Annotated in this window: 23 protein-coding genes; 13 read left to right on the top strand and 10 right to left on the bottom strand. The window is 58.1% G+C overall.

The window, feature by feature from the left end; genetic code table 11:
- Positions 1-3 precede the first annotated feature (3 nt).
- From EnteroDNA1_RS03450 to dsbG, 8 genes are all read left to right on the top strand, one after another.
- Complete coding sequence (locus tag EnteroDNA1_RS03450; RefSeq protein ID WP_064672574.1) at positions 4-1,554, top strand: methyl-accepting chemotaxis protein; 1,551 nt, start codon at positions 4-6, stop codon at positions 1,552-1,554.
- A gap of 118 nt (positions 1,555-1,672) precedes the next feature.
- Complete coding sequence (locus tag EnteroDNA1_RS03445; protein WP_069302856.1) at positions 1,673-2,191, top strand: AAA family ATPase; 519 nt, start codon at positions 1,673-1,675, stop codon at positions 2,189-2,191.
- 149 nt (positions 2,192-2,340) lie between these two features.
- A complete protein-coding gene (locus EnteroDNA1_RS03440; protein ID WP_064672572.1) occupies positions 2,341-2,760 on the top strand; it encodes a hypothetical protein in 420 nt (139 codons plus the stop codon).
- Between the two features lie 5 nt (positions 2,761-2,765).
- Positions 2,766-3,326: an RNA polymerase sigma factor gene (locus EnteroDNA1_RS03435; protein WP_069303909.1), complete on the top strand. Its 561-nt coding sequence runs from the start codon at positions 2,766-2,768 to the stop codon at positions 3,324-3,326.
- An 87-nt stretch (positions 3,327-3,413) separates the two neighbouring features.
- Positions 3,414-3,785, top strand: a complete 372-nt coding sequence (locus EnteroDNA1_RS03430) for a hypothetical protein (RefSeq protein WP_069302855.1) — start codon at positions 3,414-3,416, stop codon at positions 3,783-3,785.
- A 47-nt stretch (positions 3,786-3,832) separates the two neighbouring features.
- A complete protein-coding gene (locus tag EnteroDNA1_RS03425) occupies positions 3,833-5,857 on the top strand; it encodes a protein-disulfide reductase DsbD family protein (protein ID WP_069302854.1) in 2,025 nt (674 codons plus the stop codon).
- Between the two features lie 7 nt (positions 5,858-5,864).
- Positions 5,865-6,476, top strand: a complete 612-nt coding sequence (locus tag EnteroDNA1_RS03420; protein ID WP_064672569.1) for a DsbA family protein — start codon at positions 5,865-5,867, stop codon at positions 6,474-6,476.
- Positions 6,477-6,517: 41 nt separating this feature from the next.
- On the top strand, positions 6,518-7,276 hold the full coding sequence (gene dsbG, locus EnteroDNA1_RS03415; RefSeq protein ID WP_047060912.1) for a thiol:disulfide interchange protein DsbG: 759 nt from the start codon (positions 6,518-6,520) through the stop codon (positions 7,274-7,276).
- Between the two features lie 39 nt (positions 7,277-7,315).
- Here dsbG and EnteroDNA1_RS03410 read toward each other — a convergent pair whose 3' ends face one another.
- The 9 genes from EnteroDNA1_RS03410 to EnteroDNA1_RS03370 all read right to left on the bottom strand — a co-directional run bounded on the left by EnteroDNA1_RS03410 (position 7,316) and on the right by EnteroDNA1_RS03370 (position 20,336).
- A complete protein-coding gene (locus EnteroDNA1_RS03410; protein ID WP_033145604.1) occupies positions 7,316-8,608 on the bottom strand; it encodes a glycoside hydrolase family 10 protein in 1,293 nt (430 codons plus the stop codon).
- Positions 8,609-8,615: 7 nt separating this feature from the next.
- Positions 8,616-8,903, bottom strand: a complete 288-nt coding sequence (locus tag EnteroDNA1_RS03405) for a VF530 family DNA-binding protein (protein ID WP_033145603.1) — start codon at positions 8,901-8,903, stop codon at positions 8,616-8,618.
- 93 nt (positions 8,904-8,996) lie between these two features.
- A complete protein-coding gene (locus tag EnteroDNA1_RS03400; RefSeq protein WP_064672568.1) occupies positions 8,997-11,168 on the bottom strand; it encodes a glycoside hydrolase family 2 protein in 2,172 nt (723 codons plus the stop codon).
- Entirely contained in the window at positions 11,165-13,834 is a 2,670-nt protein-coding gene (locus tag EnteroDNA1_RS03395) for a hybrid sensor histidine kinase/response regulator (RefSeq protein WP_064672567.1), read from the bottom strand. Before EnteroDNA1_RS03395 ends, EnteroDNA1_RS03400 begins: the two co-directional genes overlap by 4 nt.
- Before the next feature lie 11 nt (positions 13,835-13,845).
- Positions 13,846-14,271 (bottom strand): globin, encoded by a 426-nt coding sequence (locus EnteroDNA1_RS03390; protein WP_033145600.1) that lies wholly within the window; start codon positions 14,269-14,271, stop codon positions 13,846-13,848.
- Positions 14,268-15,662, bottom strand: coding sequence for a DUF3131 domain-containing protein (locus EnteroDNA1_RS03385; protein ID WP_064672566.1), 1,395 nt, complete (start codon positions 15,660-15,662; stop codon positions 14,268-14,270). The genes EnteroDNA1_RS03390 and EnteroDNA1_RS03385 overlap by 4 nt, the downstream gene beginning before the upstream one ends.
- Positions 15,647-17,194 carry a DUF3131 domain-containing protein gene (locus tag EnteroDNA1_RS03380; protein WP_069302853.1) on the bottom strand — a complete coding sequence of 516 codons (1,548 nt, stop codon included), beginning with the start codon at positions 17,192-17,194 and terminating at the stop codon, positions 15,647-15,649. Before EnteroDNA1_RS03380 ends, EnteroDNA1_RS03385 begins: the two co-directional genes overlap by 16 nt.
- Positions 17,191-18,522, bottom strand: coding sequence for a DUF3131 domain-containing protein (locus EnteroDNA1_RS03375; protein WP_069302852.1), 1,332 nt, complete (start codon positions 18,520-18,522; stop codon positions 17,191-17,193). Before EnteroDNA1_RS03375 ends, EnteroDNA1_RS03380 begins: the two co-directional genes overlap by 4 nt.
- Entirely contained in the window at positions 18,519-20,336 is a 1,818-nt protein-coding gene (locus EnteroDNA1_RS03370) for a glycosyltransferase family 2 protein (protein ID WP_069302851.1), read from the bottom strand. Before EnteroDNA1_RS03370 ends, EnteroDNA1_RS03375 begins: the two co-directional genes overlap by 4 nt.
- 281 nt (positions 20,337-20,617) lie before the next feature.
- Here EnteroDNA1_RS03370 and opgC point away from each other — a divergent pair, with 281 nt between their 5' ends.
- The 5 genes from opgC to EnteroDNA1_RS03345 are packed head-to-tail and all read left to right on the top strand — an operon-like array spanning position 20,618 to position 24,724.
- Positions 20,618-21,835 carry an OpgC domain-containing protein gene (gene opgC / locus EnteroDNA1_RS03365; protein ID WP_064672563.1) on the top strand — a complete coding sequence of 406 codons (1,218 nt, stop codon included), beginning with the start codon at positions 20,618-20,620 and terminating at the stop codon, positions 21,833-21,835.
- Between the two features lie 11 nt (positions 21,836-21,846).
- Positions 21,847-22,746, top strand: coding sequence for a hypothetical protein (locus EnteroDNA1_RS03360; RefSeq protein WP_083239568.1), 900 nt, complete (start codon positions 21,847-21,849; stop codon positions 22,744-22,746).
- 9 nt (positions 22,747-22,755) lie between these two features.
- On the top strand, positions 22,756-23,970 hold the full coding sequence (locus EnteroDNA1_RS03355; RefSeq protein WP_033145593.1) for a PP2C family protein-serine/threonine phosphatase: 1,215 nt from the start codon (positions 22,756-22,758) through the stop codon (positions 23,968-23,970).
- Positions 23,960-24,298, top strand: a complete 339-nt coding sequence (locus EnteroDNA1_RS03350) for an STAS domain-containing protein (RefSeq protein ID WP_069302849.1) — start codon at positions 23,960-23,962, stop codon at positions 24,296-24,298. Before EnteroDNA1_RS03355 ends, EnteroDNA1_RS03350 begins: the two co-directional genes overlap by 11 nt.
- Entirely contained in the window at positions 24,299-24,724 is a 426-nt protein-coding gene (locus tag EnteroDNA1_RS03345; RefSeq protein WP_069302848.1) for an ATP-binding protein, read from the top strand. It abuts the gene before it with no gap.
- A 28-nt stretch (positions 24,725-24,752) separates the two neighbouring features.
- On the opposite strand, the gene EnteroDNA1_RS03340 is transcribed toward EnteroDNA1_RS03345, so the two are convergent.
- Complete coding sequence (locus tag EnteroDNA1_RS03340; protein ID WP_069302847.1) at positions 24,753-26,240, bottom strand: UbiD family decarboxylase; 1,488 nt, start codon at positions 26,238-26,240, stop codon at positions 24,753-24,755.
- Between the last annotated feature and the right edge of the window lie 59 nt (positions 26,241-26,299).

The raw sequence follows: 26,299 nt of genomic DNA, 5'->3' as shown, positions 1-26,299 counted from the left end.
TTTATGTCGTTGAAAAAGTCGTCCCTGATCGTCCTGTTCTCGCTGCTTTTCTTCTTTGTTGTCAGCACTGTGACCAGCGTTGGCCTCATCATTAAAAGTAATAATTCCCTGGATAACGTCAACAAAGAGATCCAGGTTGTGCTGTCCATTATTGACCCCATCAACCATAGCCGTACGCTGCGCGTGCGGGTGATGGAGTATGTGAAGATGGTGGAAGCGGGCAACTCGGCAGACGGGGCTGCAAAGTTAACCGCCGTGAAGGAGGCGCTGACCAAAGCGGACCACGCCTTTGCGGCCTTTATGGCTTCGCCGCGTCTGACGGATGAAGCGCCGCTGGTGACTGCCTATCAGGACGCCTGGCAAAACTACCGCAACCAGGGGCTGGCGCCGCTGATCGATGCCGCCGAGGCGCACGATGTCGCCAAATTTAACGCGCTGATCCCGGAAGTATCCCGCCTCGACCGCCAGTACGAGATCGTTCTCGACCAGGTCCTTTCCGTCCACCAGAAATATGCCAAAAGCCTGAACGAGAATGCGAGCAGTAACTTCGTCTCTGGCCTGGCGATCATTGCCGCTATTGCCAGCCTGTTTGTGGTGGTGATTGTCGCCGTCAGCCTGCTGATGAAGCGCTTTGTTTTTGCGCCGGTCAACCTGGCGCGCGAGCACTGCAGCCAGATTGCGGCGGGCAAGCTGGACGTTCCGGTGCCGGTCAAGGGGAGCGCACATAACGAAATCGATCATCTTATGAGCTCAATGGAGCAGATGCGTCAGGCGCTGCTGGCGACCATCGCCCAGGTGCGCGACGCGAGCCATACCGTAACGCATGCGGCGCAGGAGATTGCCTCCGGAAATATCGACCTGGCGTCACGTACCGAGCAGCAGGCTTCCGCGTTGACCCAGACGGCAGCGAGCATGGAAGAGCTGAGCGCGACGGTGGCGAACAATACCGACAACGTTTATCAGGCCGGGAAACTGGTGCAGGACGCGGTGAAAAATGCCCACACAGGTGAAGCGGTGACCCGCGAAGTGATCGACACGATGAACACCATCGCGGCGAACTCGAAGCGCATCGAAGACATTACCAGCGTGATTAACAGCATCGCCTTCCAGACCAATATTCTGGCGCTGAACGCGGCGGTTGAAGCGGCGCGCGCCGGAACGCAGGGTCGCGGCTTTGCGGTCGTGGCCAGCGAAGTGCGCACCCTGGCGCAGAAAAGCGCGGTGGCGGCTAAGGACATCGAGAGCCTGATTGCGCAGTCTGTCTCCAGCGTGAAAAACGGAGCAGAGCTGGTCAGCCGCTCGGGCGAGGTGATTGACTCGATTATTTCATCGGTGAATAAAGTGAATACGCTGATGGAGCAGATCTCCGTCGCTTCCGAAGAGCAGAGCCGCGGGATCAGTCAGGTCGGCCAGGCGGTGACCGAGATGGATGGCGTGACCCAGCAGAACGCCGCGCTGGTGCAGCAGTCCGCCGCGGCAGCGGCCTCGCTGGAAGAGCAGGCGCAGCAGCTTTCGCGGAGTATTTCGAGTTTTAGTTTGCCGGTGCAGGCTTGATTGTATGAGGGGGGCTCCTACGGGAGCCTTTTTTGTATCTGGTGTAACCGTTTCTGTATAATTCAGGACGTTTCTATAGGCAGCACAAATATAATATTAATTATCACCAGGGAAAATTATGTTAATTATTTTTAGTGGGCTACCCGGCAGTGGTAAAAGCACCGTTGCAAAAATAGTTACTCAAAGGCTGGGGGCGGTCTATCTGCGGGTTGATACTGTTGAGCAGGCCATTCGTTCAGTCTATGAACCGGGTCAGGAAACGGGGCCGGAGGGCTATTTTGCCATCTATGGTTTAGCAAGTGAGAATCTTAAGCTCGGCTCCACCGTTGTGACCGATTCCGTTAATGATATTAACCTTGTGAGAGATACTTTTCGCAATATTGCTCTTTCGTTGAATGTCCCTTTCCTGGAAGTTGAAATTGTCTGCTCAGACGAAAAAGAACATCGTTATCGCGTGGAGCACAGAGTCTCTGATATCCCAGGGCTCACACCTCCTGACTGGAAACAGGTAAAAAACCGTGAGTATGCCCCCTGGGAGAGAGAACATCTCATATTGGACACCGCCCTGTTATCAGCGGCAGAGTGTGCAGATAAAATCCTGGAAATAAGGAATAAGATCGCTCTAAACCGGCCTTAAACGGTGAACAAGCGCCAGCAATTGCTTTCACGGGGCGTGTGAAAATACGCTCTCCGCAAAATTATTCATTCACCCCAGCAATATTTCCCTCCTTCATCCGTCTACTTCATCACAAGCCATAATCAGTTACTGTAAACGAGGTAAACACCATGAGAGATTTTGATATGCACGGCAGAGGTCACGGGCGCGGATTCGGTCGCCACCGTATGGGTAAGGGCTTAGTCATCGGCGCGGTGATTTTCATCGTGCTCGGCCTGGTGGTGATGACCCTGTGGAACGCCTTGCTCCCGGCGATTCTCGGCGTGAAGGCCATTGGCTTCTGGCAGGCGCTGGGCATTCTGGTGCTGAGCCGCATTCTGTTTGGCGGGCTGGGTTTCCGTCCGGGGATGTTTGGCGCGCACCGCCGGATGCACGAGCGCTGGATGAACATGACGCCCGAACAGCGCGAGGCGTTTATTAAGCAGCGTCGCGAAGGTTTCGGTCGCCACGGTCGCGGCCACTGCGGCTGGCACGGTCATCGTGACGATAAGCGCGATGACGCCACGCCAAAAGCGCCGGAAGCAGAGTGAGCGAAATGAAAGCCGGGGAGGCGGGCGGATCCATGCTGATGTCGGCGCTTAATGCCTGCCGCGCCCGGCTGACAGCCTTCATTCGCGGACGGACGTCCGTTCGCGATGATGCCGACGACATTTTGCAGGAAGTCACCTATCAGCTGATGAAAGTGGAGCAGCCGGTCGAAAACGTTGCCGCCTGGCTGTTCCGCGCGGCGCGTAACGAGATGACCGACCGGGCGCGTAAAAAGCGCGAGGTACCGCTCTCCGGCTATTTTACGGGCGAAGACGAGGAGGGGTTCCCGGAGGACGAGCTGGCCGAAACCCTGTTCGGCATGCCGCACACGCCGGAAGAGGAGTACCTCAAAACGCTGCTGTGGGAAGAGCTGGGGCAGGCGCTGTCTGAACTGCCACCGCCGCAGAGGGAGGTATTTGAAAAGACCGAGCTCCACGGCTACAGCATTAAAATGCTGGCAGAGGAGACCGGTGCCAGCGAACAGGCTCTGTTATCCCGCAAGCACAAGGCGGTGCTGTTTCTGCGCACGCGGCTGCGGGACGTCTACGACGCGCTGACGGGCGAATAGCGGCGACAGACAAAACCTTACACTTCCGGCACTTGTAGATTCATCACTATCGTTTATGATCGGGGCGTCTTGTTACTCTGGAATGTTATGCGCAACCGTCAGCTCCTCGGAAAATGGCTTTTGATCGTCACCTGTCTCGCGATGGCGCTTTGCCTCGTGCAGCGTGCGGTGATGCTTAACCATTTTTTACAGGGACTGGATCCGCAGATTTCACTGAGTGCAGATGCCCCGGCTCAAAGCAGCACCACCGAACAGCCCGGCCCGTCGCCCTGTCAGCTGGGCGCACACTCGCTGCTTTGTGCGCAGCCGCTGTTCTTCGACGGCGCGCTACCGGCCATTATCATCTTCTTCGCGCTGCTGCAGCTGCTTACGCAGGGGCGGGTATTGGCTCCCGCGGAACAGCCCGTTCAGGCGCCGCCTCCCCGAATACACCTTAAAAACTGCGTTTTCCGTGAATGAAAATCATCGTCCTCTCACGATAATTTTCACTGTTCACGGAGTAAAACATGGTTAACCTCTTCAGGGGATTCGTCTTCCTGTGGCTGTCCTGCATCGGCATTGTCCATGCGGCGGACACAGGCTGGCTGGTTTCCCCACAAAACGATCACGCCCGCATCCGCTTTCAGGCGGAGAGGGAGCAAACGCACGTTAAAGGCCTGCTCACCGTTGAGCTGAAGCCCGGCTGGAAAACCTACTGGCGATCGCCGGGCGAGGGCGGCGTCGCGCCAAAAATCAGCTGGCCGGAAGGCGTGACGGATAGCTGGTCCTGGCCGGTCCCGTCGCGCTTCGATATCTCCGGCATGACGACGCAGGGCTATCACGATAAGGTCACGATCCCAATTACGCTCAACGGAGTGAAGGGCGACACGCTCGACGGGACGCTCACGCTTTCCACGTGCAGTAACGTCTGTCTGCTGACGGACTACCCTTTGCACCTCGATTTTACCCAGCCGGTAGATGAGGGCTTCAGCAGCGAGTTCGAGCAGGCGATGCGCGCCGTGCCCGGTACGTCAGGCGTATCCAGGGATCTCTCCGCCTGGCTCGCTGGCGACAAGCTGGTGATTACCGGCACGACGGACGGGAAGTGGGATAATCCGGGGATCTACTTTGACCCGCTGGAAGGTGACATTCTTCCCGGCGAGCCGGTCATCAAACACGACGGCAATACCCTTCGGGTGACGGTACCCGTGACCGACGAATGGGGAGACAAGCCCGCCTCGCTGGAAGGCAAGAGGCTGTCGTTTGTGCTGACCAATGGCGGTCACGCGCAGCAAACCACCATGACCGTTGGCGCGACGCCTGCTGCACCTTCTGCGCCTGAAGGGACGGGCAAAATGGTGCTCTTTGCGCTGCTGGGCGGGCTGATCCTCAACCTGATGCCCTGCGTGCTGCCGGTCATGGGCATGAAGCTTAACAGCATCCTGCAGGCGGGTTCGGACAGGCGCGCGATCAGGCTGCGCTTCCTCGCTACCAGCACCGGGATCCTCACCTCCTTTATGCTGCTGGCGGGGATGGTGACCGCGCTGAAGCTGGCCGGGGCGTCGCTGGGGTGGGGCATTCAGTTCCAGAACCCGTGGTTTATTGGCCTGATGGTCGCCGTCACCTTCCTGTTTGCGCTGAACCTGTTTGGCGTGTTTGAGATGCTGCTGCCTTCCGCCGCCACGGGACGGCTGGCGACGGCAGGGGGATCGGGGATTGGCGGCAGCTTTTGCGAAGGGATGTTCGCCACGCTGCTTGCCACGCCGTGCTCCGCGCCGTTCCTCGGTACCGCGGTCGCCTTTGCCCTTGGCGCGCCGCTGCACTCCCTGTGGCTGATCTTCCTGATGCTCGGCGTGGGCATGAGCCTGCCGTGGCTGTTTGTCGCCCTGGTGCCGAAAACGGCCATGCTGCTGCCAAAACCCGGCCGCTGGATGAACACGCTAAAAGTCGTTCTGGGTCTGATGATGCTCGCCTCCAGCCTCTGGCTGGCAACATTGTTGAGCGTGCATCTGGGCGAGGCGGTCAGCCAGATTGTGATGCTGGTGCTGACCGCCGTCGCGCTGGCGCTGTTCGCGCTGAAGGGGCAAAAATCCTCACCGCTGTTCTGGCTCGTGGTTATCGCGCTGTCGGCGTTTGGCGGGTATCAGGCGCGCGGGCTGCTTAACGCGCCGCCTGCCGCTCCGGCACAAAATGCTGCGCAGACTATCCCGTGGCAGCCGCTCAGCGAGGAGGCCATCCAGCAGGCGCTGGCACAGGGGAAACGGGTGTTTGTGGATATCTCGGCGGACTGGTGCGTGACCTGCAAAGTTAACGAGCATCGGGTGCTGAATCAGCCGGACGTTATTGCCGCGCTGCGTCAGCCGGACGTGGTGGCCCTTCGCGGAGACTGGAGCCAGCCGTCCGCGTTTATCGCCGATTTTCTGGCGAAGCGAAACCGTTACGCCATTCCGTTTAACGCGGCGTATGGCCCCGGTCTGCCTGAGGGGGAAATCCTCTCGCCGCTGCTGGACAAGCGCACTCTGATCGCCACCCTGAATAACGCAAAAGGCTAAACGTATTATGAAAAAACTCCTTATTACGCTTCTGCTCCTGCTGGCGCCGGTTCAGGTGTTCGCTGCCCAGCCGCTAACGCTGGACCAGGAGCAGCGTGCGCAGAAGATGGTGTATGATTTTCTGTTTAACGATCCAAACTCCCCGCGCATCGGCGCGAAAAACCCAAAGCTCACCCTGGTGGTGTTTACTGACTACAACTGTCCGTACTGTAAAAAATTCGATCCGTATCTGGAGAAGATCGTCGAAAAACACCCGGACGTGGCGGTAGTCTTTAAGTTTTTACCTTTCCGCTCGGAAAGTTCGCTGACCGCCGCGCGCGATGCGTTAACGCTCTGGCGTCAGGAGCCCGGGCAGTTTATGAAGCTTAACCACACCCTGATGGCAAAAAAGGGGTACCACGATGACGCCAGCATTCAGGAGGCGCAGAAGCGGGCGGGCGTGAGCGTCGCGACGCCGGATGAGGAGAGCCTGATGACGATCAAGCGCAGCCTGATTGTCGCGGAAAAAATGGGGATCCAGGGCACGCCCGCCACGCTCATCGGCGAGGGACTGCTGCCCGGCTGGGTGCCGTTTGAACAGTTCGACGAAATGGTCAGTGACGCACTGAAAAACCGCTAACCTGAAGGGGGCGGAATTCCCCCGACAAACCGGAGAGGGAAATGAAAAAATTACTGTTACTTTCAGCGCTGACGGCGTCAGGGCTGGCGCAGGCGGCTGAAGCCATACCGGACGTGGTGAAGCACTTCAGCGAGCAGCAGAACATTAAAATTATCAAGAAGCTGGATGCGCCCGGCGGCGCACCGGCCTGGCTGGGGCAGTATCAGGACATGGGCGTGACGCTCTTTTTAACGCCGGACGGCAAGCACGTCATCTCAGGCTATCTGTACGATGACAAAGGAAAAAACCTCAGCGAGGGCTATTTCCAGAAAGAGATCTACGCCCCGATGGGACGCGAGATGTGGAAGAACCTCAACGCGGCGCATCCCCTGAAGGAAGGGGCGGATAACGCCCCGCGTAAGGTCTTTGTCTTCGCCGATCCGTTCTGTCCGTACTGCAAGCAGTTCTGGGCCGAAGCGCAGCCGTGGGTGAAGGCGGGCAAGGTGCAGCTCAACACGCTGCTGGTGGCGTTTCTCAACCCCAACAGCGGACGTAACGCCTCGGCGATTCTGAATGCGAAAGATCCGGTTTCGGCCTGGCGCGAATACGAGCTTTCAGGTGGCAAAAAATTACCGAAGCCAGAGGGCGAGGCTTCCCGCGAAACGGTAGCGATCCTGCAGAAGCACCAGACGCTGATGGACAGCCTGGGCGCTAACGCCACGCCGGCCATTTACTATCTGAATGCGGAAAATGAGCTGCAGCAGGTGGTCGGTATGCCGGATGCGCAGCAGCTTGAGGCGATGTTCGGGCCGAAGCCGTAAAAAAACAGGCAGAAACGGGGCGTTTCTGCCTGATGGCATTTAGCTTCCCCAGCGTCCTTTCAGGTAGTTCACCGCCTGCTGGGTCTGCGGCTGGTTCAGGTAATCTTCCCGGAACAGGATGGTGCCGTTCACGTTGGGCAGCGAATCGTTGAGATCGAGCTGCTTTTTCAGCTCCGGCACGCCGCCCTGAACCGTCCAGTCCGGCTCGTTTCTCGACGGCTCGCCCACCTTGTAGAACGCAATGCCGATATACAGGCGAGTGTGGGTTGGCTTCACGACGTCGGCCCACCATTTGGTCAGCACGTCGTAGCGCGCGGCATCCCGGGAGAAGGGCCAGTAAATCTGCGGAGCGATGTAGTCGAGCAGGCCCTGCTGAACCCACTGCCGCGTATCGGCGTAGGACTCATCGTAGGCCGCAGCGCCACGGGTGTCCGAGCCTGCCGGGTCAAAGGAGCGGTTACGCCACACGCCCGCCGGGCTGACGCCAAACTCAACGTCGGGCCTGGTCTGTTTAATCGCACGGGAAACCTGGACGATCAGCTGCTGCGTGTTGTGTCTACGCCAGTCAGCCTTTGAGGCAAATCCCTGGCCGTACTGCCGCCAGGTCTGCGAATCATTGAGCGCGGACCCCGGCGATTCGGCGTAAAAGTAATCATCGAACTGCACGCCGTCTACCGCGTAGTTCGCCACCACTTCGGTCACCACTTTGGTTATCCAGTCGCGCACTTCCGGAATGCCGGGGTCGAGCACAAAGCGATCGCCCGAGATGCGCACCCACTCAGGGTGCTGGACATAGACGCTGGACGGGGTCTGATAGGCGGTCCGGTTCAGGGCGGCGATGGTGGACGGTTTGGTGTTGGTCGACACGCGGTACGGGTTGAACCAGGCATGCACTTTCATGCCGCGCTTGTGCGCTTCATCCAGCATAAACTGCAGCGGATCGTATCCCGGATACTCGCCGATGTTGCCCGTCAGCATATCCGACCACGGCAAAATTTTTGATGACCAGAGGGCCGTGCTGTCCGGCTTCACCTGGAAAAACACAGTGTTAATGCCGAGGCGCTTAAGGTTGTCGAGCTTGCTTGTCAGCGCCTGCTTTTGCATCGCGATGCGCTGGTCCGCGCTGCGGCCGTTCACCGAGGCTACCGGCGGCCAGTCGAGACGAGAGACGGTTGCCAGCCAGATCCCGCGCATCGGCTCGTTTGCCTGCTGCGTCGGTTTGCTCGCGGTGGGAAGAGGGGTAACCAGTGATTTCGGCGGTTTGGAGGAGCAGCTCACAAGTAAAAGCGCGCAGGCAGCCAGCGCACCAATCCGTTTTACGTGTCGCGTCATTTGCGTATTAGCTCTTGATAATCCGACTGTTGGCCCAGGGATTAAAGGCGGGCGCCGCCTGTTCTGTGCTTACCTCATCGTTGAGGGAGTCCAGATACAGGGCTTCCACTTCCGCGCGCGCCCACGGGGTGCGGCGCAGAAACTTCAGGCTCGATTTAACGCTGGGATCTTTTCTGAAACAGTTAATTTTGATTCGGTCGCCCAGTTCGCTCCAGCCGTATTTTGCCACCAGGGCATTGACCATCATCTCCAGCGTTACGCCATGCAAAGGATCTTTGGAAATATGTGCAGTCATAGGTGTCCGGATGTCTCAATGTTTGTGGGGGCAGGGTTTCCGGTGAAAGGGTACAAGAAAGCAGGGGAAGCGGCAATTTTCCTTTTCCCTCGCTCATTTTATGACGGACTCCGTGCGCTGATTTTCACCAACCCTTTTTCCCGCCTTGTTTTCAATCGTAAACCCGATCGACACCTCATCCTGACCCACGGGCGTGACCGTTAGCGTTTTGACCATTGTTCCCGAATCAGCGGGGATCGTCATCGTCATCGTCCCCTTTGCCAGCACCTTATCGCGCTGGGTGATACGCCATGACAGACGGCACTCGCTGCACGGTTTCCAGGTGTCGTTGATGGCCCAGAGACGCACGGTCGCCGCCGTGCCGGATTTCCACTGCGGGGTGACCGGTTCAATTGAAGGCAGAACAGGCTGGTAGGCGCGTTTTAACGCGTAAAAACCGGCTTTAGGCTTACGGAGATAATCCACCACGCCCCAGTTGATGGAGGGCCAGGTCTCGACAAACATAAAGTGAAACAGGGCCGTCACCGGCTGGTAGCGCTGTCGGCGGTAGCTCTCGGCCGCCGTGGCCACCAGCCGCGCCTGATACGCCTGGGTATTGCGGATCATTTCCTGAATGTTGTTTCCGCGCGGTATACCGGCAAATTTAAACGTCTGAAAGGGCTGGAAGTTATGGTATTTCCAGACGCTCCAGCCGGGATCGTCGGCGGCGGTCGTTTTGGGCCAGAGATACGCAGCCGGGATGATGGTTTTTAGCGTGGACAAGCGGGGCAGCGCCTGCGCGCCAAACTCGGTAATGATCCCCGTTTTAGCTGGCGCCAGCAGGTCGCGCACGGTACCGAAGTACCAGCCCGCCCAGTAGTGCTCCTCAACGGCGGAGAAGCGGTGCACGATGCGGGAGCTATCTTCGGCAAGCGTGTCCGCCACCTGCTGAGTGAGCTCGCGGTTGAGGTTTTTGTTCCAGTCCGGGAAGCGTTTTTCCATCCACGGCGAATTCCAGGGCGGTTCGTTATGGCCGCCCCAGACGATGATGGCGGGTGAGTTGCCAAACTGTTCGATCATCTCCCGCGTCTGTCGAACCGCATTTTTGGTAAAGGCGTCGCTGCTGTCGTAGCCCCACTGCAGCGGAACATCCTGCCAGATCATCATGCCCATTTCATCGGCAACGTCATACAGCGCGCGCCCGGCAACGTGTCCGTGCACGCGAATGGCGTTGGCGTTCATGGCTTCTGCCAGACGAAGATCGCGACGATATTTTTCTCGCGTCATGGTTCCGAGCCAGGGAGAGCCAATGTAATTGCTGCCCTTAACAAAAAGGCGCCTGTCGTTGATGAGCCAGCCTTTGTTGTCTGGCTGCTCAGCGATCTTGCGCAGTCCGGTACGGGTGACTGCCGTATCCATTAACCCTTTTTCATCCCGTAATGAGACGCGAACCTTATACAGGTGGGGTTTCCCGGTGCCGACCGGCCACCACAGTTTTGCCGCAGGCATGGGCAGCGTAACACGCGCGGAATGGGCGCCGCTTTCCAGGGTAACCGGAAAGTCTGCCTGGAAGCGTTTGCCGCTGAAATTGGCGGGCGTGGCGGTGAGCCGCACGGTTGCCGGGCCCTGACCGAGCGCGCGATAGCGAATCTCAGCCTTCAGTTCAGGGCTTTTCAGCCCCTGGGACCAGTCAGGCCGAAGGATGATTTCATCCAGGGTGGCGCCCCGGCTCAGATGCAGCCTGACCGGCGCCCAGATGCCGCCAGAGTTGGCGTCCTGTCCTTCCGGCGACCAGGCGCCGCCGGGACGCGTGTCATGCTGATTAAGAATCCCCTTCATGACCGTTTTATGCAGCGGCCAGACCTTATGCGGATCTTCGTAAGGGCTATCCACCCGAACCACCAACTGGTTGTGACGTTGTAACGCAGCGCTGGCGTCCAGCGAAAAGCGCTGAAAATAGCCCTCGTGCTTGCCCAGCGGCTGGCCGTTTAGCGTCACATCGGCAAGATAATCGACGCCGTCAAACACCAGGGTGCTCATCACGTCGGGCGGTTGAAGGGGGAGCGTAAATGCGTGCTTATACCACAGCGCGCCCTGATGATCGTACCCCGCGCTGTACCAGTTGGCAGGGACTTTCAGCCCGCGCCAGCCTGACGCGGGAGGAGGCGTGCCGTCGTTGGCGTCCTGAACCCGCCAGGTGCCAGCCAGTGACCAGCTGACCGGTGTCGGGTTCGCCGCCAGCGGTGGAATAAACAGCGCAAAGAGCAGCGCGCAGCTACGGGTCATGGTTCGTTTACCCCTCGCGCGTTGAGCCACGCCATCAGGCGCTGCGATTCCATTTGAAGACGCCGGTTTAGCGTCGCAAGCTGTTGCCTGTCCTGCGTGTGCGCCTCGTTCTCCAGCGCCTGCAGCTGACGGGCGAGCAGCCCGAAATCCAGCGTGACGGCTTCTCCGCGCAGCTTGTGGGCCGCGCGGCGCAGCGCTTCGCGGTCATCGTTGTCGATAGCCCGGGCGATCGCTCTCATGGCCTCCTCCAGCCCTTCGCCAAACAGGGCCAGCAGCTCCTGTACCAGGACAGGGTCGTCAGCGCACTGTTTCAGCAGGCGCGCTTCGTCAGGAAAAACGGGGGAATCATCATGACGCTCGAGCACGCGAGCAATCTCCTCAGCGAGACGCTCCTGGCTGATGGGCTTGGCAATATAGCCGTCGAAGCCCATGTTAAGACAGCGCTCTTTATCCCCCTGCATAGCGTGTGCGGTCATGGCGACGGCAGGCTGAGCCGGTCCGGGCCGGGAGCGTTCCTCCTCGCGAAGCAGGCGAATGGCGGTTTCACCGTCCATCTCTGGCATCTGGAGATCGATAAGCAGAACGTCCCAGACGCCCGCGCGCCAGCGCTCAAGCAGCGTGACGCCGTTATCGACGATCTGACAGGCATGGCCGAGGCGTTCCAGCAGGCGCGCGGCGACCTTCTGATTGACCAGATTATCTTCAGCCAGCAGGATCCGCAGCCCCGTAGCGCCCGGGGCGGCGACGGGGGCGGGGGCGGTTTCCCCCACGGTCTTCGGCGCACGTTCAAACGCCGAGGCAATCGCCTGATGCAGCTCGTCCTGAGCGATAGGCTTATGCAGATAGTTTTTGATGCCGATCCGCTTCAGCATATTGATATCAAAATGTCGGCTCATGGAGCTCAGCATGATGATATGGCTTTCAGAAATCTGCGGCAGCACCGAAAGCTCAAGGGCCAGCGACACGCCGTCCATATCCGGCATCTGCGCGTCCAGCAGGATCAGCGGCCATGCCGTTCCGGTTTTAACCCGGTTGATGGCCTCACTGGCGTTGTTAACGCAGGTGGGTTTCAGCCCCATCTGGCTCAGCATGGCGGCCAGCAGCCGGAGGTTAGTTTCGTTATCATCCACCACCAGCACGGGTTCACCGCTAAAGCGCTGGCTACGCGGGCGTTCCTCCGGGGCAAGAAACTGCGTTGCAAGCGGCAGGGCGAACGAAAATTCGCTGCCTTTCCCCGGCTCGCTGGTGACCGTTAACTCGCCGCCCATGGCCGCAACCAGCCGCGCCGAGATGGTTAATCCGAGCCCCGTGCCGCCGTAGCGGCGGGTGGTTGAGTTATCCGCCTGGCTGAAGGCTTCAAAAATGGCCTTCTGCTTTTCAGCCGGGATGCCAATACCGCTGTCGCGCACCCGAAAACGCCAGTAGTCCTCGCTATCGCCGGGCTCAACAACCAGGATGACTTCCCCCTGGTGCGTAAATTTCAGCGCGTTGCCCAGCAGATTGGTCAGGATCTGGCGCAGCCGCGCGCCGTCGACCATCAGCACGTCGGGGACGTCTGGGGCAATATCAACCAGAAGCTCAATGCCTTTTTCGCTCGCGCCCGGCATATGCGGGCGAATAAGCGACTGGATAAAGGGGCGGACAGGGACAGGTTCCGCCTCCAGCTCCACTTTGCCAGCTTCAATACGGGAAAAGTCGAGAATATCGTTGATGATATGCAGCAAAGACTGGGCCGAACTCATCACCAGCGTCAGGTAATCGCGCTGATCGGCGTTGAGAGTTGTGTCAAGGCACAGCTGGGTCATGCCAATAATGCCGTTCATCGGGGTGCGGATTTCATGACTCATGTTTGCCAGAAATGCACTTTTAGCCTCATTGGCTTTTTGTGCCTCAATGGCCGAGGTGAACGCCTGTATTTCAGCCTCCTTGCGCCGCGTAATATCCTGCAGCGTGCCAATCACGCGCTCGGCGTTTCCCTCAATAGAGAGCGTGACCACCTGGCCGGAGAGCAGCATCCAGCGCAGTCCTTCGGTAGGGTGATGCACGCGAATTTCACATTCAAAGACCGGACGATGATCCTGCTTCGAAGCGTGCAGCGCCTTGCGCAGCGCAGCGCGATCGTTCTCGTGGACCTGATTGAGCAGAAAACGCACCGGATATCGCCACTGGGTGCGCGACTGGCCCAGCATGGCAAGCAGGGTGTCGTTAACCTGTAACGCGTCGCCAGAAACCTGCCAGTCCCAGATCCCAATATGAATGGATTCCGCCGTCAGCAGAAAATCGTCGTGCAGCTGGTGACGCGCGCGCTGCGCTTCATCCAGCTCTGTAATATCGCTGTGCAGGCTGACAATACCGCCGTCCGCCAGGCGCTGATGCTGGACGAAGATACGCCGCTGGCCCGCCTGCCGAACCTCACAGTGTTTATCCTGCCGACAGTTGCGAATAACCGACTCGCGCAGCGTCTGACGAAGGCCGGGGTCGACGTTATAAACGGCGTCGATAAAGCGTTCCGCCAGCGCTTCAAGCGTTGTGCCCGCCTTCAGCCACGGGGTGATGACCGGATAAAAAAGGGCCACGTTGTAATTCCAGGCCTGCAGGCGTTCATCGCGGTCATAAATCATGACGGCAGCTGGCAGCGCGTTAAGATCGTATGTAAATGCGCTCATCGTGATCCTCCCTACGCGCGGTAGTGCAGTTCGGCCTGTCGGCGCAGGTATTCCAGCCCGGGCGCTATCGCCATCGCCCAGGCCGTCAGGATCTCATCGTCGCACTGCGGGTCGCGCTCGCTGACCGCGCTCAACATCGCTTCTCGCCAGAGCGCGAAAAATCGTGGGGGGAGGTGCAGGCCGTCGTCGCTTTGCTCCCGCGCCAGACGCTCGAGAAAATCAGGGACGATCAGGGCGCCGTCCACCGCAAGCATGGCGAAGAAACTTTTAAACAGGGTTTGCTGACCCTCTCGATCCGGCAGGCGAGAAAAATGTTGCTGCGTCTCGGGTGACATATGGACGAAGGCGTCATAGAACGTCTGAAAAAACGCTGTTTTGTCATTATTCGGAAAAACGCGGTTCAGACTGGATTCAAACAGATCGCGGTAAAACTTCACGGCGTCCTCCTTGCGGCGTTTTCGCCCGGCAGACAGTGCCCGACTGGCGTATATTCCTCTGCCACACGGCGCGTAAAGTAGCTCTCTTTCTTAGACCGGCGGGCGTCAAACAGCGGCCCGGCGTTGTGCTTAAAGAAAAGGGCTTCCAGAACCGTGGCATTGGTAGAAAGGGTCAGGGAGGCGTTGGTATCGCCCGTGGCTTCAAGGCGGCCTTCGTACCAGCCTTTCTGCGGATCGTTAAGGTGCTCGGTGACCGACATCAGCACGTCGGTATAAGGGGTGTCCCACAAGGCCCACAGCGCAAAGACCGCTTTTGTCGACACCTGCGCGAAGCGGGTGTAATCCCGGCCATCGTCGCCAACAGAGTTCCAGGCATAGCCATTTCCCCAGACCGTATCCTGTATATGCCAGGGCGCCTGTGGGAGCGCAAAATCTGCCCTTGCCGTCAGGATCTTATCGGTATCCCAGCGCGTTTTCTGGCTGAGCCAGACGTTTTCGGCCTGCTTGCGCAGGCGCTTTTGCCGATCGGCCGCAACGCCCTCTGGCTCCCAGCCAAACTCCAGGCCCGGCAGCATGTAGGGAAGGGTAGTTATCAGGGAGGGCTGCCACGTGGTACGCGGATCGCGGGCATCCACAGCAAGCCGCCGCTGGGCGATGATGACGTGGTGCGCCGGGGGCGTAAACGCTTTATCCGGGGAAAATCCCCACAGATGAAACGCCGTCGCGGCATATTCGCTTTCGCCCAGGCGCAGCTCCTCACGGACCACCGGCTGGCCGTTTTGCAGGGAAGAGGACCACAGTTCGCCTTCAGCATCGATGACCGGGCAGAAGTTCCAGCGCAGAATGATTTTATCCAGATACTCGCTGTACTGCGGCTCCCGCTCAGCGGTGAGGCGCAGGGCGAGCATCAGGCGAGCCATGTCGCGCGCGGACCAGCCATTTTTAGCGGGCTTGCCGCTAAAGTCGATCGTCGCTGCCGTCTGGCTGGAATAGAGCCGTCCTGGCGTCCGGGTCTCGGTCAGCATCAGGCGGTTGAGAGTGCCCATCAGCCGCGTCAGGCGGGCGTCATACTCGGCCTCATCAATCAGCCCCAGCTCTTTTGCCGCCAGCAGGGCGATAAGCGTATCGCCCATTTGCCAGAGCGTGACGCGGGGCTGTTTGTCGCTTCCGTTGACCAGTCCGGTTTGCGGCTGGGTATTGTTGACGAAATAGCGCCAGGCGATCGCCGCCCATTTCTGTTCTTCTGGCGTCAGGGCAGCGATACGCGCGCTGGAGTGCCAGCCGCCATTGATTAGCCAGCGCCAGCCAGCCCCCTGATGGCCAAACAGAGCAAAGATGACCACACCTGCGAGGAGTAATCCCGCGAGCCCTCTGGCTAAGGTTTTAAGCATTGCGCAGTCACCGGAGGCAGTTTAACCGGCTCGTCCGCGCTGCATGACGCGCACTGACAGGCCTGGCAGGCGGGTTTGGTGCGCTGCGTGACGCCGGTCCGGTCGCACCAGCTTTTTACGGCCGGCGTGCTGGCAAGGAACGGACGGCTGCGCAGGGCGTTGTTCTCTTCAAACTGATCGAGCAGCTTTTGATCCCACAGCGACGGCGCAAAATCCTTGCTCTTCGGGTTATCGGTGTTGAAGGCCAGCAGTTTCCCCTCTTTTTTGAACAACAGGGCCTCCAGCATGATGCCGTTATTGTTCGCGGTGAACTCCTTGATCGGCCCGTCGCCGTTTTCATACAGCCCTTCGTAGTAGCCTTTTCCCTCTTCGTTGGCATTCTCAATGGTGTTCAGCAGGCGATCGGTATAAGGCGAGTTCCACAGGACCCACATTCCCAGCGCCGCCTTCAGTGAAATTGCGGCAGCGTTAGGGACGAATTGTCCTTTGTCGGTAATGGTGTTCCAGTTGTACCCGTCGCTGAAGACGGTGTCATAGACGAAGTATGGCGCTTTATCGAGCTGGTGCTCAGAGCGCGCGGTGAGGACGCCGGTGATGGTGTAGCGGTTCTCCTGAGCCTGATAAACGCGATCGGCAAAGTTTTTCATCCACGTCAGGGAGTAGTCGCGCGGAGCGTTATCCCGATCGGTCGGTTTATCAAAGCCGAACTCCAGACCGTAGAGCAGGTAGGATTCCGTCACCACATAGTTATGCTGAGACGTGTTGCGCGGGTCGCGTGAATCATACGGAACCAGCACGCAGTAGATTTCGGCCAGCTCGTACGGCTGCGGACGGCTGGCTTTACAGGTATTGAACCCCCACAGCTGATAGCCCGCCGCGCCGTACTCTTCATAGCCCAGCCGGCCTTCCTGAACATACTTCGGCTGCCCGTTCTCCAGATAGGCTCCGTACAGCGTGCCGCAGGGGTCGATCGCATGGCTGAAATCCCAACCGAGCACCACGTTATCAACGCTGTTGCCGTATTCCGGGTAACGTTCTTTGATGATTTTCAGCCAGACCAGCATTCGCCCGATATCCAGAGCCGAGAAGCCAATTTCGCCGGGCTTGTTGGTGTAGTCCACCTTCTGGCCGCTGATGGTGTTATAGGCTTTGTTGGGCAGCTCGTTGCGGAACAGCACCAGGGTGTTTAGCGTGGCGAGAAATTTCAGCATCCGGCGATCGAACTCTGCTTTATCAATGATCCCCAGCTCGCGCGCCGCCGTCAGTGCGGCCAGATAGGAGGCGCTGTCCCACATGGTGGTGGAAGGATATTTGTTGACCGCATTCACCAGCCCCGTCGTGGGCTGATAGTTTGAGACGAAATACTGCCAGGCGTTTTTCGCAATGGTCATCTCTCGGGCCGTCAGCTCGCCGCTGCGAGGGGAGTAACCAGATGCAGGCAGCCCGGTTTCCGCGCGCGCGGTCGAGAGCGCCAGCCAGCAGATCGTTATTCCCGTGAGCAGGTGGAAAAGGATCGGGGATCTTGGCTTCATGGCGTTGCTCCTGCGGGAGTGGATGAATGGGGGGCCGTGTTAAAGCAGGCCAGACAGAGCATCTGGCCGTGCGCGATATACGACAGACTTTCCAGCACGATGGCGTTGGTGTCGGCGTCCACGACGCTATTAACGCTGTTATTAAGATTGAAACCGCGCTGCCAGCCTTTACCCGGCACCAGAAGCGGCAGAACCTGCTGGCGCAGCGCCTCGCTCCAGCTGTTGCGGAACAGGGCATACCAGGCAAACGCGGTGCGGGTGGAGGCGATCGCGACTTTCTCCGGCACTTCGTCACGCAGGGCGCGCGCCTGTACCGGCTGCCTGTTTGGCAGATCGGTAACGTAATCCGGTGCCGGTTCGGCATAATCCGTGCTGATAGGAGGTTTTGGTGAGCGCAGGCCGTGGCGCCGCTGCTGGATCTGCATAATCCGCCACGCAATTTCAGCGCTCTGCGCGTCAAAACCCAGTTCGAGTCCGGTTAGCAGATAGGGCAGACTGATCAGGGAGGTCTGCTTGCCCCAGGGCGTGCGCAGGCCTTCATCAGGAACCATGATCCCGTCCAGGTCGATCATCTTTTGCCCTTCGGGCGGATTGGTGACCGCCAGTCCCGCCGCACTGTCAATCAAGCGCAGCGTATGGCTGGCATAGAGCCGGTAGCCAAAGCTGTCTCGCTGCTCGTCGGCAGCCAGCGTCCAGTGATGGAGCGGTACCGCCGCCTGGCTTTGGGTGCTGTTTTCCATCAGCGCGCCGGTGCGCCAGACGCTAAACAGATCGCGGATAGCGGCCGCGTGCTGAGGATAGCGCCACAGAATGGTCTGCAGCGCCGTCAGCAGGCGGCTCAGGCCTATTGCGGAGGCGTCGGGTTTCCCCAGAATTTTGAGTGTGTCCGCATGGTAATACGCGGCAGGGAGGCCTTGTTCAGTGAGCGGCAGCTGCCCCAGCGTAAACAGGGCCGCGCTGACCCTCTCGTCAAACTCATCGGTGGAAATGATATTAAGCTGCTCTGCGGCGGCGGTCGCAAACAGATAGCTTCCTACGCTCCAGAGGCTCAGCCAGGGCTCACCGTCGCTGGCATTTGCCAGGCCGTTTGGCTGGGTATTATTCACGTAGTATTGCCAGGCTACCCGCGCCCAGATGGCCTCGTCATAGGTCAGCTCGCGTTTTGCGGGCAGCGGAGGGAAATCTTTACTGAGCGCGATGCCGCCGCTGCTCTCCACGCGCGAAGGCATTTGTTTCTCAACCCATACCACAATGGCAAAGCCGAGCAGGAACCCCAGCAGAATAGTGAGATAACTGCGCGCGGAAAGCAGGGCATCACGTATTCTCATTGGGTGACCTCATCCTCTTCGGCGGGGGTCCACATGGCTGCGAATATCAGCGGCAGCATGGCGGCGATGTTCACCCCTCCCCAGAAAATATTGATGACGTAGCCGGAAGGGTCGTCGACCTGGCCGCGTGCAACCTGAATCCCTCCCCAGACAAGCCCTGCGAGGGTCAGCACCACGATGGCAATCTGCGGCTTCACCAGATAGAGAAAACGGCCCGTCTGCCGCTCTTTTGGCGTGACGTGAAATTTGATCTGCTCGCCCCGCAGCACCGTATTGAGCGCGCGCAGGTTCATGGAAAAGAAGGAGAGATAGGAGGCCCTGCCGTCCCAGGCCGAAATTCCCCATGTCCCGAACATAAAGGCCAGTTCGGAGAAAATAAAAAAGGGGAGAAAGTGGAGATAGAACGGCGTCGACCAGGCCGATACCGGCGGAATACCGGTGAACAGATAAATAATGGGTGAAATCAAAAACACCGTGTTCCATACGCAGGCCATATAGGACCAGAAGGTCGTGGCGTACATCAGCGTCTGGGGGAGTGAAAGCCTGAAGCGACGACGGCTGAAGATATTGTCATGGAACAAAATATCCAGCGAACCTGCGGCATATTTAAAGCGTTGAATCATCCAGGTCAGCATATCCTGCGGAGAGAGCATCTTCGACTCAACGCGCGGGTGCATGACCGAACGCCAGCGTCGTGCGGCGTCACCGTGCAGCAGCACCGAGGTGTAAATATCTTCGGAGACGTGAAATTTGTAGGGCGTTAACTCAGTGTCAAATGCCACGTGGGGGCGCATCGCCTCCTGTAGCGCGCTCCGCGTTTCGTCATCGCGTATGTCGCGGGTATGGCGATGGATCTCCTCTTCGACGGACCAGACGTAGCTTCTCAGCGCGGCCTGCATAACCGCCTCGCGACGGTGGATGGACGCCGCGCCGCAGCAGAATGCGGCGTTGGCCCAGTTGCGCCTCCGCAGGATGACGTCATAGAACATGCGCGGATCGTTAAAAAACGGGTCGCGGCCAACCGTGACCGGGCCGACACACTTTTGGATCAGCCAGCCCAGGCCATAGCCCATTTTTCCGGCTTTCCGCTGGCCCCAGCGCGACAAACTTTCTCCTTCCGGGAGATCGAAGAACCACTGCGGCGTCTGCACCCAGGCCACGTCAGGGTTGCGGAAATAGCCCAGCGTATGGCTGAGAAGGGTGGGAAATACACGGGTATCGGCGTCGCAGATAACAAGAAAATCGCCGTCGGTTTGCTCAAGACCATTGCGCAGGTTACCGGCCTTAAATCCGATGTTGGTCTGGCGACTGATGTAATTGACGCCTTCCTCATCGCAAACGGCTTTCATCTCCGGGCGACGGCCGTCATCGAGGACGTGGATCCGGTAGTCAATCGGGTACGGGTAATCCATATTCAGGGCGTCGCGAATGGACAGCCTCACCAGCTCGGTGTCTTCGGAATAGGTGGCAATGAACAGATCCACCTTAACGGGACGGGGCTCTACTGCCTCCTCCGGTGACAGGCAGTCGTTAATCTCGCTCGGGGGCGGACTCTGGGGAGGATCCTGTTCTTTCCATAAGTTGATGGTAAACAGCACGGTACCGATCCAGGCCAGGGTTTCGGCGAGGACCAGCGGTATGGCGTACCATAACGCGTCCGTGTTCAGGGAGGCGGTCCAGCGCCAGTAAATATAATTTGCGCCCAGAATAAGCGCCGCGACCGCTAACACCTGCCAGGTCATCATTACCCAGCGCGGCGTTTTCAACGGTTCCGGAGGTCGACGATGTTCAAAAAGGGAAAAATAAAAATCCATAGTTCCGGCGTTCCTGATTCCGTGAATATGCAGACCCATTCTGCTGCAAAGGCAGTTGCCAGAAGGTCAAAGAAAATAGCGAATAAACAAGATTTAAGGTAAGTGTAGAACGCCGAATAAAAGTGTCCAGCCACGTTCATTACTATTATTTAGTGGTGGTTAATTAAGGTTAAATTCTGCTTAATTCGCCTCATCTGTTCACGATAAATTGCGGTTACTATTCCTTTAGGCTATCTACTTTATTTAGACGTTAATTTTCGTTTCCAGGTAAAGGATACCCTATGAGCCATATTGCGCCGCCGATCGCGCAAGCGGATATAGTAAAATCAAGATCATGGCGGTATGCCATTGCAGGTGCCCGGGACCTGAGAATTGACTTTATGCGCGGGATTGCCCTCGTCATGATGGTCGTGGCGCATACGGAAGTGATGTCGGTAATTAATATATTCTCCTGGGAGCGTTTTGGGTTAACAACCGGCGCAGAAGGCTTTGTCATTCTCTCGGGATTTATGTTGGGGATGTTGAATCGCGCTCGTCTGCAAAAAGTCGTATTACTCACGGTTTCGTGGGGGCTTTATCTCAGGGCGTGGAAAATATATCGCGTAAATATCATTATCATAGTGTCGTTTATTCTCCTGTCCTATATCCCGCATATTAATCTTTTCGAGGTCACTCATTTTACCGACCGCTTTTCGGGTGAAAGCTGGTCGCTTTATCCGGTCACGCCACAAATAAAAGAGACCTGGTTCAACATTATTCTCTATTTGCAGATTGGCCCCCATCAGACGCAAATTCTGGGGCTGTATATCTTTTTGCTGCTACTCAGCCCGCTATTTTTGGGGATGCTACAGAAGGGTAACGTCTGGTGGCTGCTGGGGGCGTCTCTGCTAGTGTACGGCCTTTGGCAGCGGTGGCCGCTCCGGCTGACGCCGTCGGAATTCGAATTTGCCTTTCCGCTGCTGGCCTGGCAGTTCATCTTTGTGCTGGGCATGGCCAGCGGGTGGTATAAAGCCGAACTGATCTCTTTCGCACGCACGCCTGCAGGTAAAGTGGTGGTGGTTGCGCTGGTGATAGTGGCGCTCATTCTGGGGTTCATAGCACAGAACCATACCAACCCGTTTATGCCCCCCGCGCTGCTGATGCACGTGATTCCGCCTGACGGCTTCAACACCTTTTATCACACCTGGGCGGCGAAAAATGGGCTGGGCCCGGTGCGGGTATTAAACGATATCGCCCTGATGGTTACCGTCTATCTGGTGCTGACATACTGCTGGACGCCGCTCAACCGCCTGCTGGGATGGTTTCTTATTCCGTTAGGCCAGCACTCGCTTTATACCTTCATTTTGCATGTGTACGTGGTGCTGCTGGTGAGTCAGTTCATCACCTTCGATTTGTGGCGTCATGCCTGGATAGAAAATACGTTAGTGCATGCTGCGGCACTGGGCATTTTGTGGCTCATGGCAAAATACAACGTCGCTGCACGCTGGATACCTAACTAAGGATGGCGGTTATGCGCGAAAAATGGCTCCTGGCGGGCGTCTTACTCGCCGCAATACCCGCGGCGGATGCGGCGCAAAGCAATGAGAAAGAGACGTTGCGCGATAAAAACGGCGAGCCCGTTCAGGCAGGCGTTTTTACCAGCCGGTGGGGGCGCCTGTTCTCAGGCAATGACAAGAAATTTTCAGGCGCTCTGAGCTTTAGTTCTGGGCTGAAAGAGCAGATGGTGAGCGTGCCCAACAGCTCGGACAGCGCCGCGCAGGCGAAAAAAATTAACCAGACGCTGAATCTTAGTCTGCAGTATTCCCCCTACAGCTTCTGGTTTGCCAACATTACCTCCCGGCTGCCGGTCAGGGATACCAACCGCTACACCGCAGATTTTCGCTACAGCTTTGGCTATGACGACTGGCACGCCAACACGTTCAGCCTGGTCTACGGCAACTATGGCGATAACCACTTCTGGACGTCGGGTAGCCGGAGACACACCTATTTCGAACAGGGCGCCTTTACGCTGGCCTACAAGTTTTCGCTACCGAAACCGGTTGAAAACGCGCTCCTGATTAATAAAGGGGACTCTATCATTTGCCAGGTCGGGTACAGCTGGGTTCCGCGCTACTACGACCTCAGCAGCGATGACATCCGCAAAAATAAAAACGTCATGCTCGGCGGCTGCGGCTATACCTTCAAACAACATTTCTTCGTTCGCGCAACGGCGTTCTGGTTCCCGGACAGCAGCCAGCAGCAGCCCTGGAACGGCGATTACAGCTACAGCTTTGGCTATGCGGGCTATACGCCAGGTTCGTTCTCCATCCAGTACGCGAACTATGCGGGGACCCGCTATCCGGGGCACGGCAACGGTAACGCAAAATTCAGGGAAGGGACCGTGAGCCTCATCTGGTTCTTACCGCTATAGGAGGGATATATGTCAGCGCTGCACGTATTAATCGTCGAAGATTCGCTGATTTATCGTCGGTTGCTCTCCCGAATGCTCACCCAGTGGGGGTATATCGTGAGCGAGGCGGAAAATGGCGTTGCCGCGCTGGAAATATTGTCCAGCCAGCCGATCAGCATGGTGATAAGCGACTGGGAGATGCCGGAAATGGACGGGCTTACGCTCTGTCAGACGATCCGCAGCCGTCAGTTTGGCCACTATGTGTATATCATCCTGTTGACGGCCCGCGAGAATGCCGGGGATTTAACGCAGGGTTTTGATGCGGGGGCCGATGATTTTTTAAGCAAACCCGTCGAACAGGCTGAGCTACGGGCGCGGCTCCATGCCGGGGTACGTATTTTGACGCTGGAAGCGACCCTCGCGGCGCATAATAAGCGCCTGAGTGAAGCGTTACGCCAGATTGAACAGGATCTTGAGCTGGCGGCGCGCGTTCAGCACTCGGTTCTGCCTTCACACCGCCTGCGCTTCGGGAACTACTTTTCCGACTGGCTTTTCTTACCGTCTGCCTGGGTATCGGGTGATGTCTTCAATATTTTTCCTCTGGACTCTCATCTGGGGTTCTACTGCGTTGATGTCTCCGGTCACGGCGTGGGGGCAGCAATGATGTCCCTCGCCGTGGCGCGTCAGTTCTTGCATGGCCGGGTGGTGGATCGTTTTTTGTTTACCGCAGAGGGCGGAATTCAGTCGCCTGCCGAGGTCGTCAGAATACTGAACAGCCGCTTTTGCAGTGAAGAAAACGACATCACCAGCTATTTCACCATCATCTACGGCGTGATCGACCCCGTCAGTGGTCAGGGGTCGTTGTGTCAGGCGGGGCATCCTACTCCCGTGATTGTGAACGCAGAGAGTGCCGTCACTTCCGTTGGCGAGGGTGGACCGCCGGTCGGGCTGATCCCCGACCTCAGCTGGGAGGACGTCGCTTTTACCCTCAATTCAGGGGATCGCTTATGCTTATTTAGTGACGGCATCACGGAATGTGAGAACAGCGAGAGCGAGCAGTTTGGCCCGCAACGTCTGGAACGCTGGCTTCATGAACATGCCCATCTGCCGGTAGACGAGCTCCTGCTGCGTTTCGGACAACACCTGACCGGCTGGCGCAATGCAAATCGTGATGAACCGACCGCCTTAACCGATGACGTTTCACTGTTAGTGATTGAGCGTCAGGGAGAACAGAATGATTATTAACACTGAACGATTACCGCATGCCAACATTCTTACGCCAGCGGTCCGGCGGCTGGATGCGTCCATTGCCGCGACGTTTAAGGCCACCGTCACGGAAGAAATTGGCAGCGATCGTAAAGCCTTAATTGTCGACTTCAGCAAAGTGGACTTTATCGACAGCAGCGGGCTGGGGATGCTGGTGTCGTTGTTTAAGCTGATGAACGGGAAAGGCGACATGGCGCTGTGCTCCCTGAACCCCGGGATCATGAATATGTTCACCCTGACCCGAATGGATCGCATATTCCGCATCTATCCGGATAAAAACAGCGCGCTTGCGCAGCTGGGGCAGTAGATGCAGACGCCGGAGCATACGGAATTTCCGGCGGAGCTCGGCTCCCTGACGCCGCTTGCTGGCTGGCTGGGAGACCGTCTGAGCGCGCTTGCCGTTGACGATGAGTGGCGTTTCGCGCTCGATCTTGCCGTCTGTGAAGTGGCGACAAATATCATCCGGCACGCGCTGCATGAGGATGCTTCACGTACATTTAGCGTAGAGTTCGTCATTCGGGACCATAATGTCCGCGTTGTCTTTACCGACGCGGGCGATGCATTCCCGCTGGAGCGGCTTGAGGCCGCCCGACGAGACCGCTTCTGCGAAATCTCGCCGTTACTGGAGAGCGGCAGGGGGCTGATGCTCATTTTGCTGAGCGTCGATCGTTTCTCGGTGGAGAGAAAGGCAGATAAAAATATTGCCACGCTTGATAAGAAAATCAGCGTATGACCTGCTGGCCATACGCCCGAAACTATCCCTATTTCTTATCAGCGAACAGCTCCGGCGCCCACGGACGCGGATCCACCTCCATAAACGGCGCGCGCTCGAAGCGGTCCTTCAGCGCCCACGGCACCGTGCAGTCGAAGATGGTCTTGCAGGAGATGCCGTTTGCGCGAATTGAGGTGCTGTAATCCGGCGACTGGGACGGATCCAGCTGGTGGCCGCGGATCCCCGGAATATTGGTGATGCTGACATCGCCCTGCATGCGGGTGGTCATCGCCCACAGGATGTCGTCGCTGTCGAAAATATCCACGTCTTCGTCGACAAGAATGATGTTCTTCAGCTCCGAATAGGTGGCTAAGGCAATGAGCGCCGCCTGTCCCTGACGGCCTTCGTCTGACGGCTGGCGTTTTTTCACCTGCAGGATCCCGAGGAATTTACCGCCGCCCGCGGTATGCGCATAGACGTTTTGCAGGAAGGCCGGAATCGCCTCTTCAACGGCATTGCGGATGCTGGCTTCCGTCGGTAAACCGGCCAGGGTGGTATGCTCTTCTCCCGGTCCCACCAGCGTTTGCAGGATCGCGTGGTTTCGCATGGTCACGGCTTTCACTTTGATCACGGGCAGGGACGGGTTCGCCTCGCCGCAGTAGCCCGGGAACTCCGGCATCGCGTGGCCGGTGTTGGTATGCTGATCTTCTCTTACGCGCACGCCCGGCAGCAGTTCGCCCTCGATGATGATTTCCGCCCGCGCGATCGCTTTCTCTTTTACCGCCACGCCCTGCACCAGTTCGACCGGCTGCTGGCGCAGCGCCCCGGCGACGCCCAGCTCGTTGTAGCCAAACGGCGTGGTGGGCGCCTCAAAGCACGCGCCGATATAGATGGCAGGATCGAGCCCCATATTGATCGTCACCGGCAGCGGTTTTCCGGCCTCTTCCGCCTTTTTGCGGAAGACTTCGATATGCCGACCGGCGGCAAGGAACATGGAAAGCTCGTCGCGCTCCTGAACGCAGAGGCGGTGGATGGTGACATCCGTCAGCGAGCTGTCTTCCGGATCGCTCGCCAGCACCAGCCCCAGACAGAAGAACGGGCCCGCATCAATCGGCGTGTTTGTGGGGGCCGGAAGAAGCTTGCGCAGGTCGAAGTCAGGGTCGTCAGCGTAGAAAACCTGTTCCTGGCAGGGCGCCTGCGAGGCCGGAACGACAACCGGCGCAACCGGCTTTTTCACCGCCTGGCCGACGTGTTTTGCGAGTTCAGAGGGCTCGCAGCCCAGAAGGAGCGCCGCACGCTCGCGGCTGGCGTGCATGCCCACCAGGATGCGGGAGCCCGGATAACCCTTCACGCTGTTGAACATCATGGCCGGGCCAGTACGGGTGGGACGTTTTACCGTGCCGCCCGCGCCGATATGGCGGTAGACTCCCGCCAGCTCCGCGTTGGGATCGACCGGATAATCGGTTTCAAGATACTGCCCTTCGTGGCGCTGAAGCAGGGCGATGGCGCTGCGGAGATCGTTGATCGGGTTTTCCATATTTTCCTCCCTCGTTTGAATACCTCCATTTTTATGGCAATGACCAATAGTATCAATTG

The sequence above is a fragment of the Enterobacter sp. HK169 genome, assembly GCF_001719105.1.
Classification (GTDB): domain Bacteria; phylum Pseudomonadota; class Gammaproteobacteria; order Enterobacterales; family Enterobacteriaceae; genus Enterobacter; species Enterobacter asburiae_B.
The sequence above is the reverse complement of the archived record's forward strand: the minus strand, read 5'-3'. Positions and strand labels throughout refer to the sequence as shown.

What these genes read in the sequence shown, in the direction of transcription:
- EnteroDNA1_RS03445 (WP_069302856.1), top strand. Translation starts at nt 1,673, where the DNA reads ATGTTAATTATTTTTAGTGGGCTACCCGGCAGTGGTAAAAGCACCGTT.
- EnteroDNA1_RS03430 (WP_069302855.1), top strand. Translation starts at nt 3,414, where the DNA reads ATGCGCAACCGTCAGCTCCTCGGAAAATGGCTTTTGATCGTCACCTGT.
- EnteroDNA1_RS03380 (WP_069302853.1), bottom strand. Translation starts at nt 17,194, where the DNA reads ATGAAGCCAAGATCCCCGATCCTTTTCCACCTGCTCACGGGAATAACG.
- EnteroDNA1_RS03420 (WP_064672569.1), top strand. Translation starts at nt 5,865, where the DNA reads ATGAAAAAACTCCTTATTACGCTTCTGCTCCTGCTGGCGCCGGTTCAG.
- EnteroDNA1_RS03395 (WP_064672567.1), bottom strand. Translation starts at nt 13,834, where the DNA reads ATGAGCGCATTTACATACGATCTTAACGCGCTGCCAGCTGCCGTCATG.
- EnteroDNA1_RS03340 (WP_069302847.1), bottom strand. Translation starts at nt 26,240, where the DNA reads ATGGAAAACCCGATCAACGATCTCCGCAGCGCCATCGCCCTGCTTCAG.
- EnteroDNA1_RS03425 (WP_069302854.1), top strand. Translation starts at nt 3,833, where the DNA reads ATGGTTAACCTCTTCAGGGGATTCGTCTTCCTGTGGCTGTCCTGCATC.
- opgC (WP_064672563.1), top strand. Translation starts at nt 20,618, where the DNA reads ATGAGCCATATTGCGCCGCCGATCGCGCAAGCGGATATAGTAAAATCA.
- EnteroDNA1_RS03370 (WP_069302851.1), bottom strand. Translation starts at nt 20,336, where the DNA reads ATGGATTTTTATTTTTCCCTTTTTGAACATCGTCGACCTCCGGAACCG.
- dsbG (WP_047060912.1), top strand. Translation starts at nt 6,518, where the DNA reads ATGAAAAAATTACTGTTACTTTCAGCGCTGACGGCGTCAGGGCTGGCG.
- EnteroDNA1_RS03450 (WP_064672574.1), top strand. Translation starts at nt 4, where the DNA reads ATGTCGTTGAAAAAGTCGTCCCTGATCGTCCTGTTCTCGCTGCTTTTC.
- EnteroDNA1_RS03355 (WP_033145593.1), top strand. Translation starts at nt 22,756, where the DNA reads ATGTCAGCGCTGCACGTATTAATCGTCGAAGATTCGCTGATTTATCGT.
- EnteroDNA1_RS03385 (WP_064672566.1), bottom strand. Translation starts at nt 15,662, where the DNA reads ATGCTTAAAACCTTAGCCAGAGGGCTCGCGGGATTACTCCTCGCAGGT.
- EnteroDNA1_RS03440 (WP_064672572.1), top strand. Translation starts at nt 2,341, where the DNA reads ATGAGAGATTTTGATATGCACGGCAGAGGTCACGGGCGCGGATTCGGT.
- EnteroDNA1_RS03375 (WP_069302852.1), bottom strand. Translation starts at nt 18,522, where the DNA reads ATGAGAATACGTGATGCCCTGCTTTCCGCGCGCAGTTATCTCACTATT.
- EnteroDNA1_RS03435 (WP_069303909.1), top strand. Translation starts at nt 2,766, where the DNA reads ATGAAAGCCGGGGAGGCGGGCGGATCCATGCTGATGTCGGCGCTTAAT.
- EnteroDNA1_RS03350 (WP_069302849.1), top strand. Translation starts at nt 23,960, where the DNA reads ATGATTATTAACACTGAACGATTACCGCATGCCAACATTCTTACGCCA.
- EnteroDNA1_RS03400 (WP_064672568.1), bottom strand. Translation starts at nt 11,168, where the DNA reads ATGACCCGTAGCTGCGCGCTGCTCTTTGCGCTGTTTATTCCACCGCTG.
- EnteroDNA1_RS03405 (WP_033145603.1), bottom strand. Translation starts at nt 8,903, where the DNA reads ATGACTGCACATATTTCCAAAGATCCTTTGCATGGCGTAACGCTGGAG.
- EnteroDNA1_RS03410 (WP_033145604.1), bottom strand. Translation starts at nt 8,608, where the DNA reads ATGACGCGACACGTAAAACGGATTGGTGCGCTGGCTGCCTGCGCGCTT.
- EnteroDNA1_RS03360 (WP_083239568.1), top strand. Translation starts at nt 21,847, where the DNA reads ATGCGCGAAAAATGGCTCCTGGCGGGCGTCTTACTCGCCGCAATACCC.
- EnteroDNA1_RS03345 (WP_069302848.1), top strand. Translation starts at nt 24,299, where the DNA reads ATGCAGACGCCGGAGCATACGGAATTTCCGGCGGAGCTCGGCTCCCTG.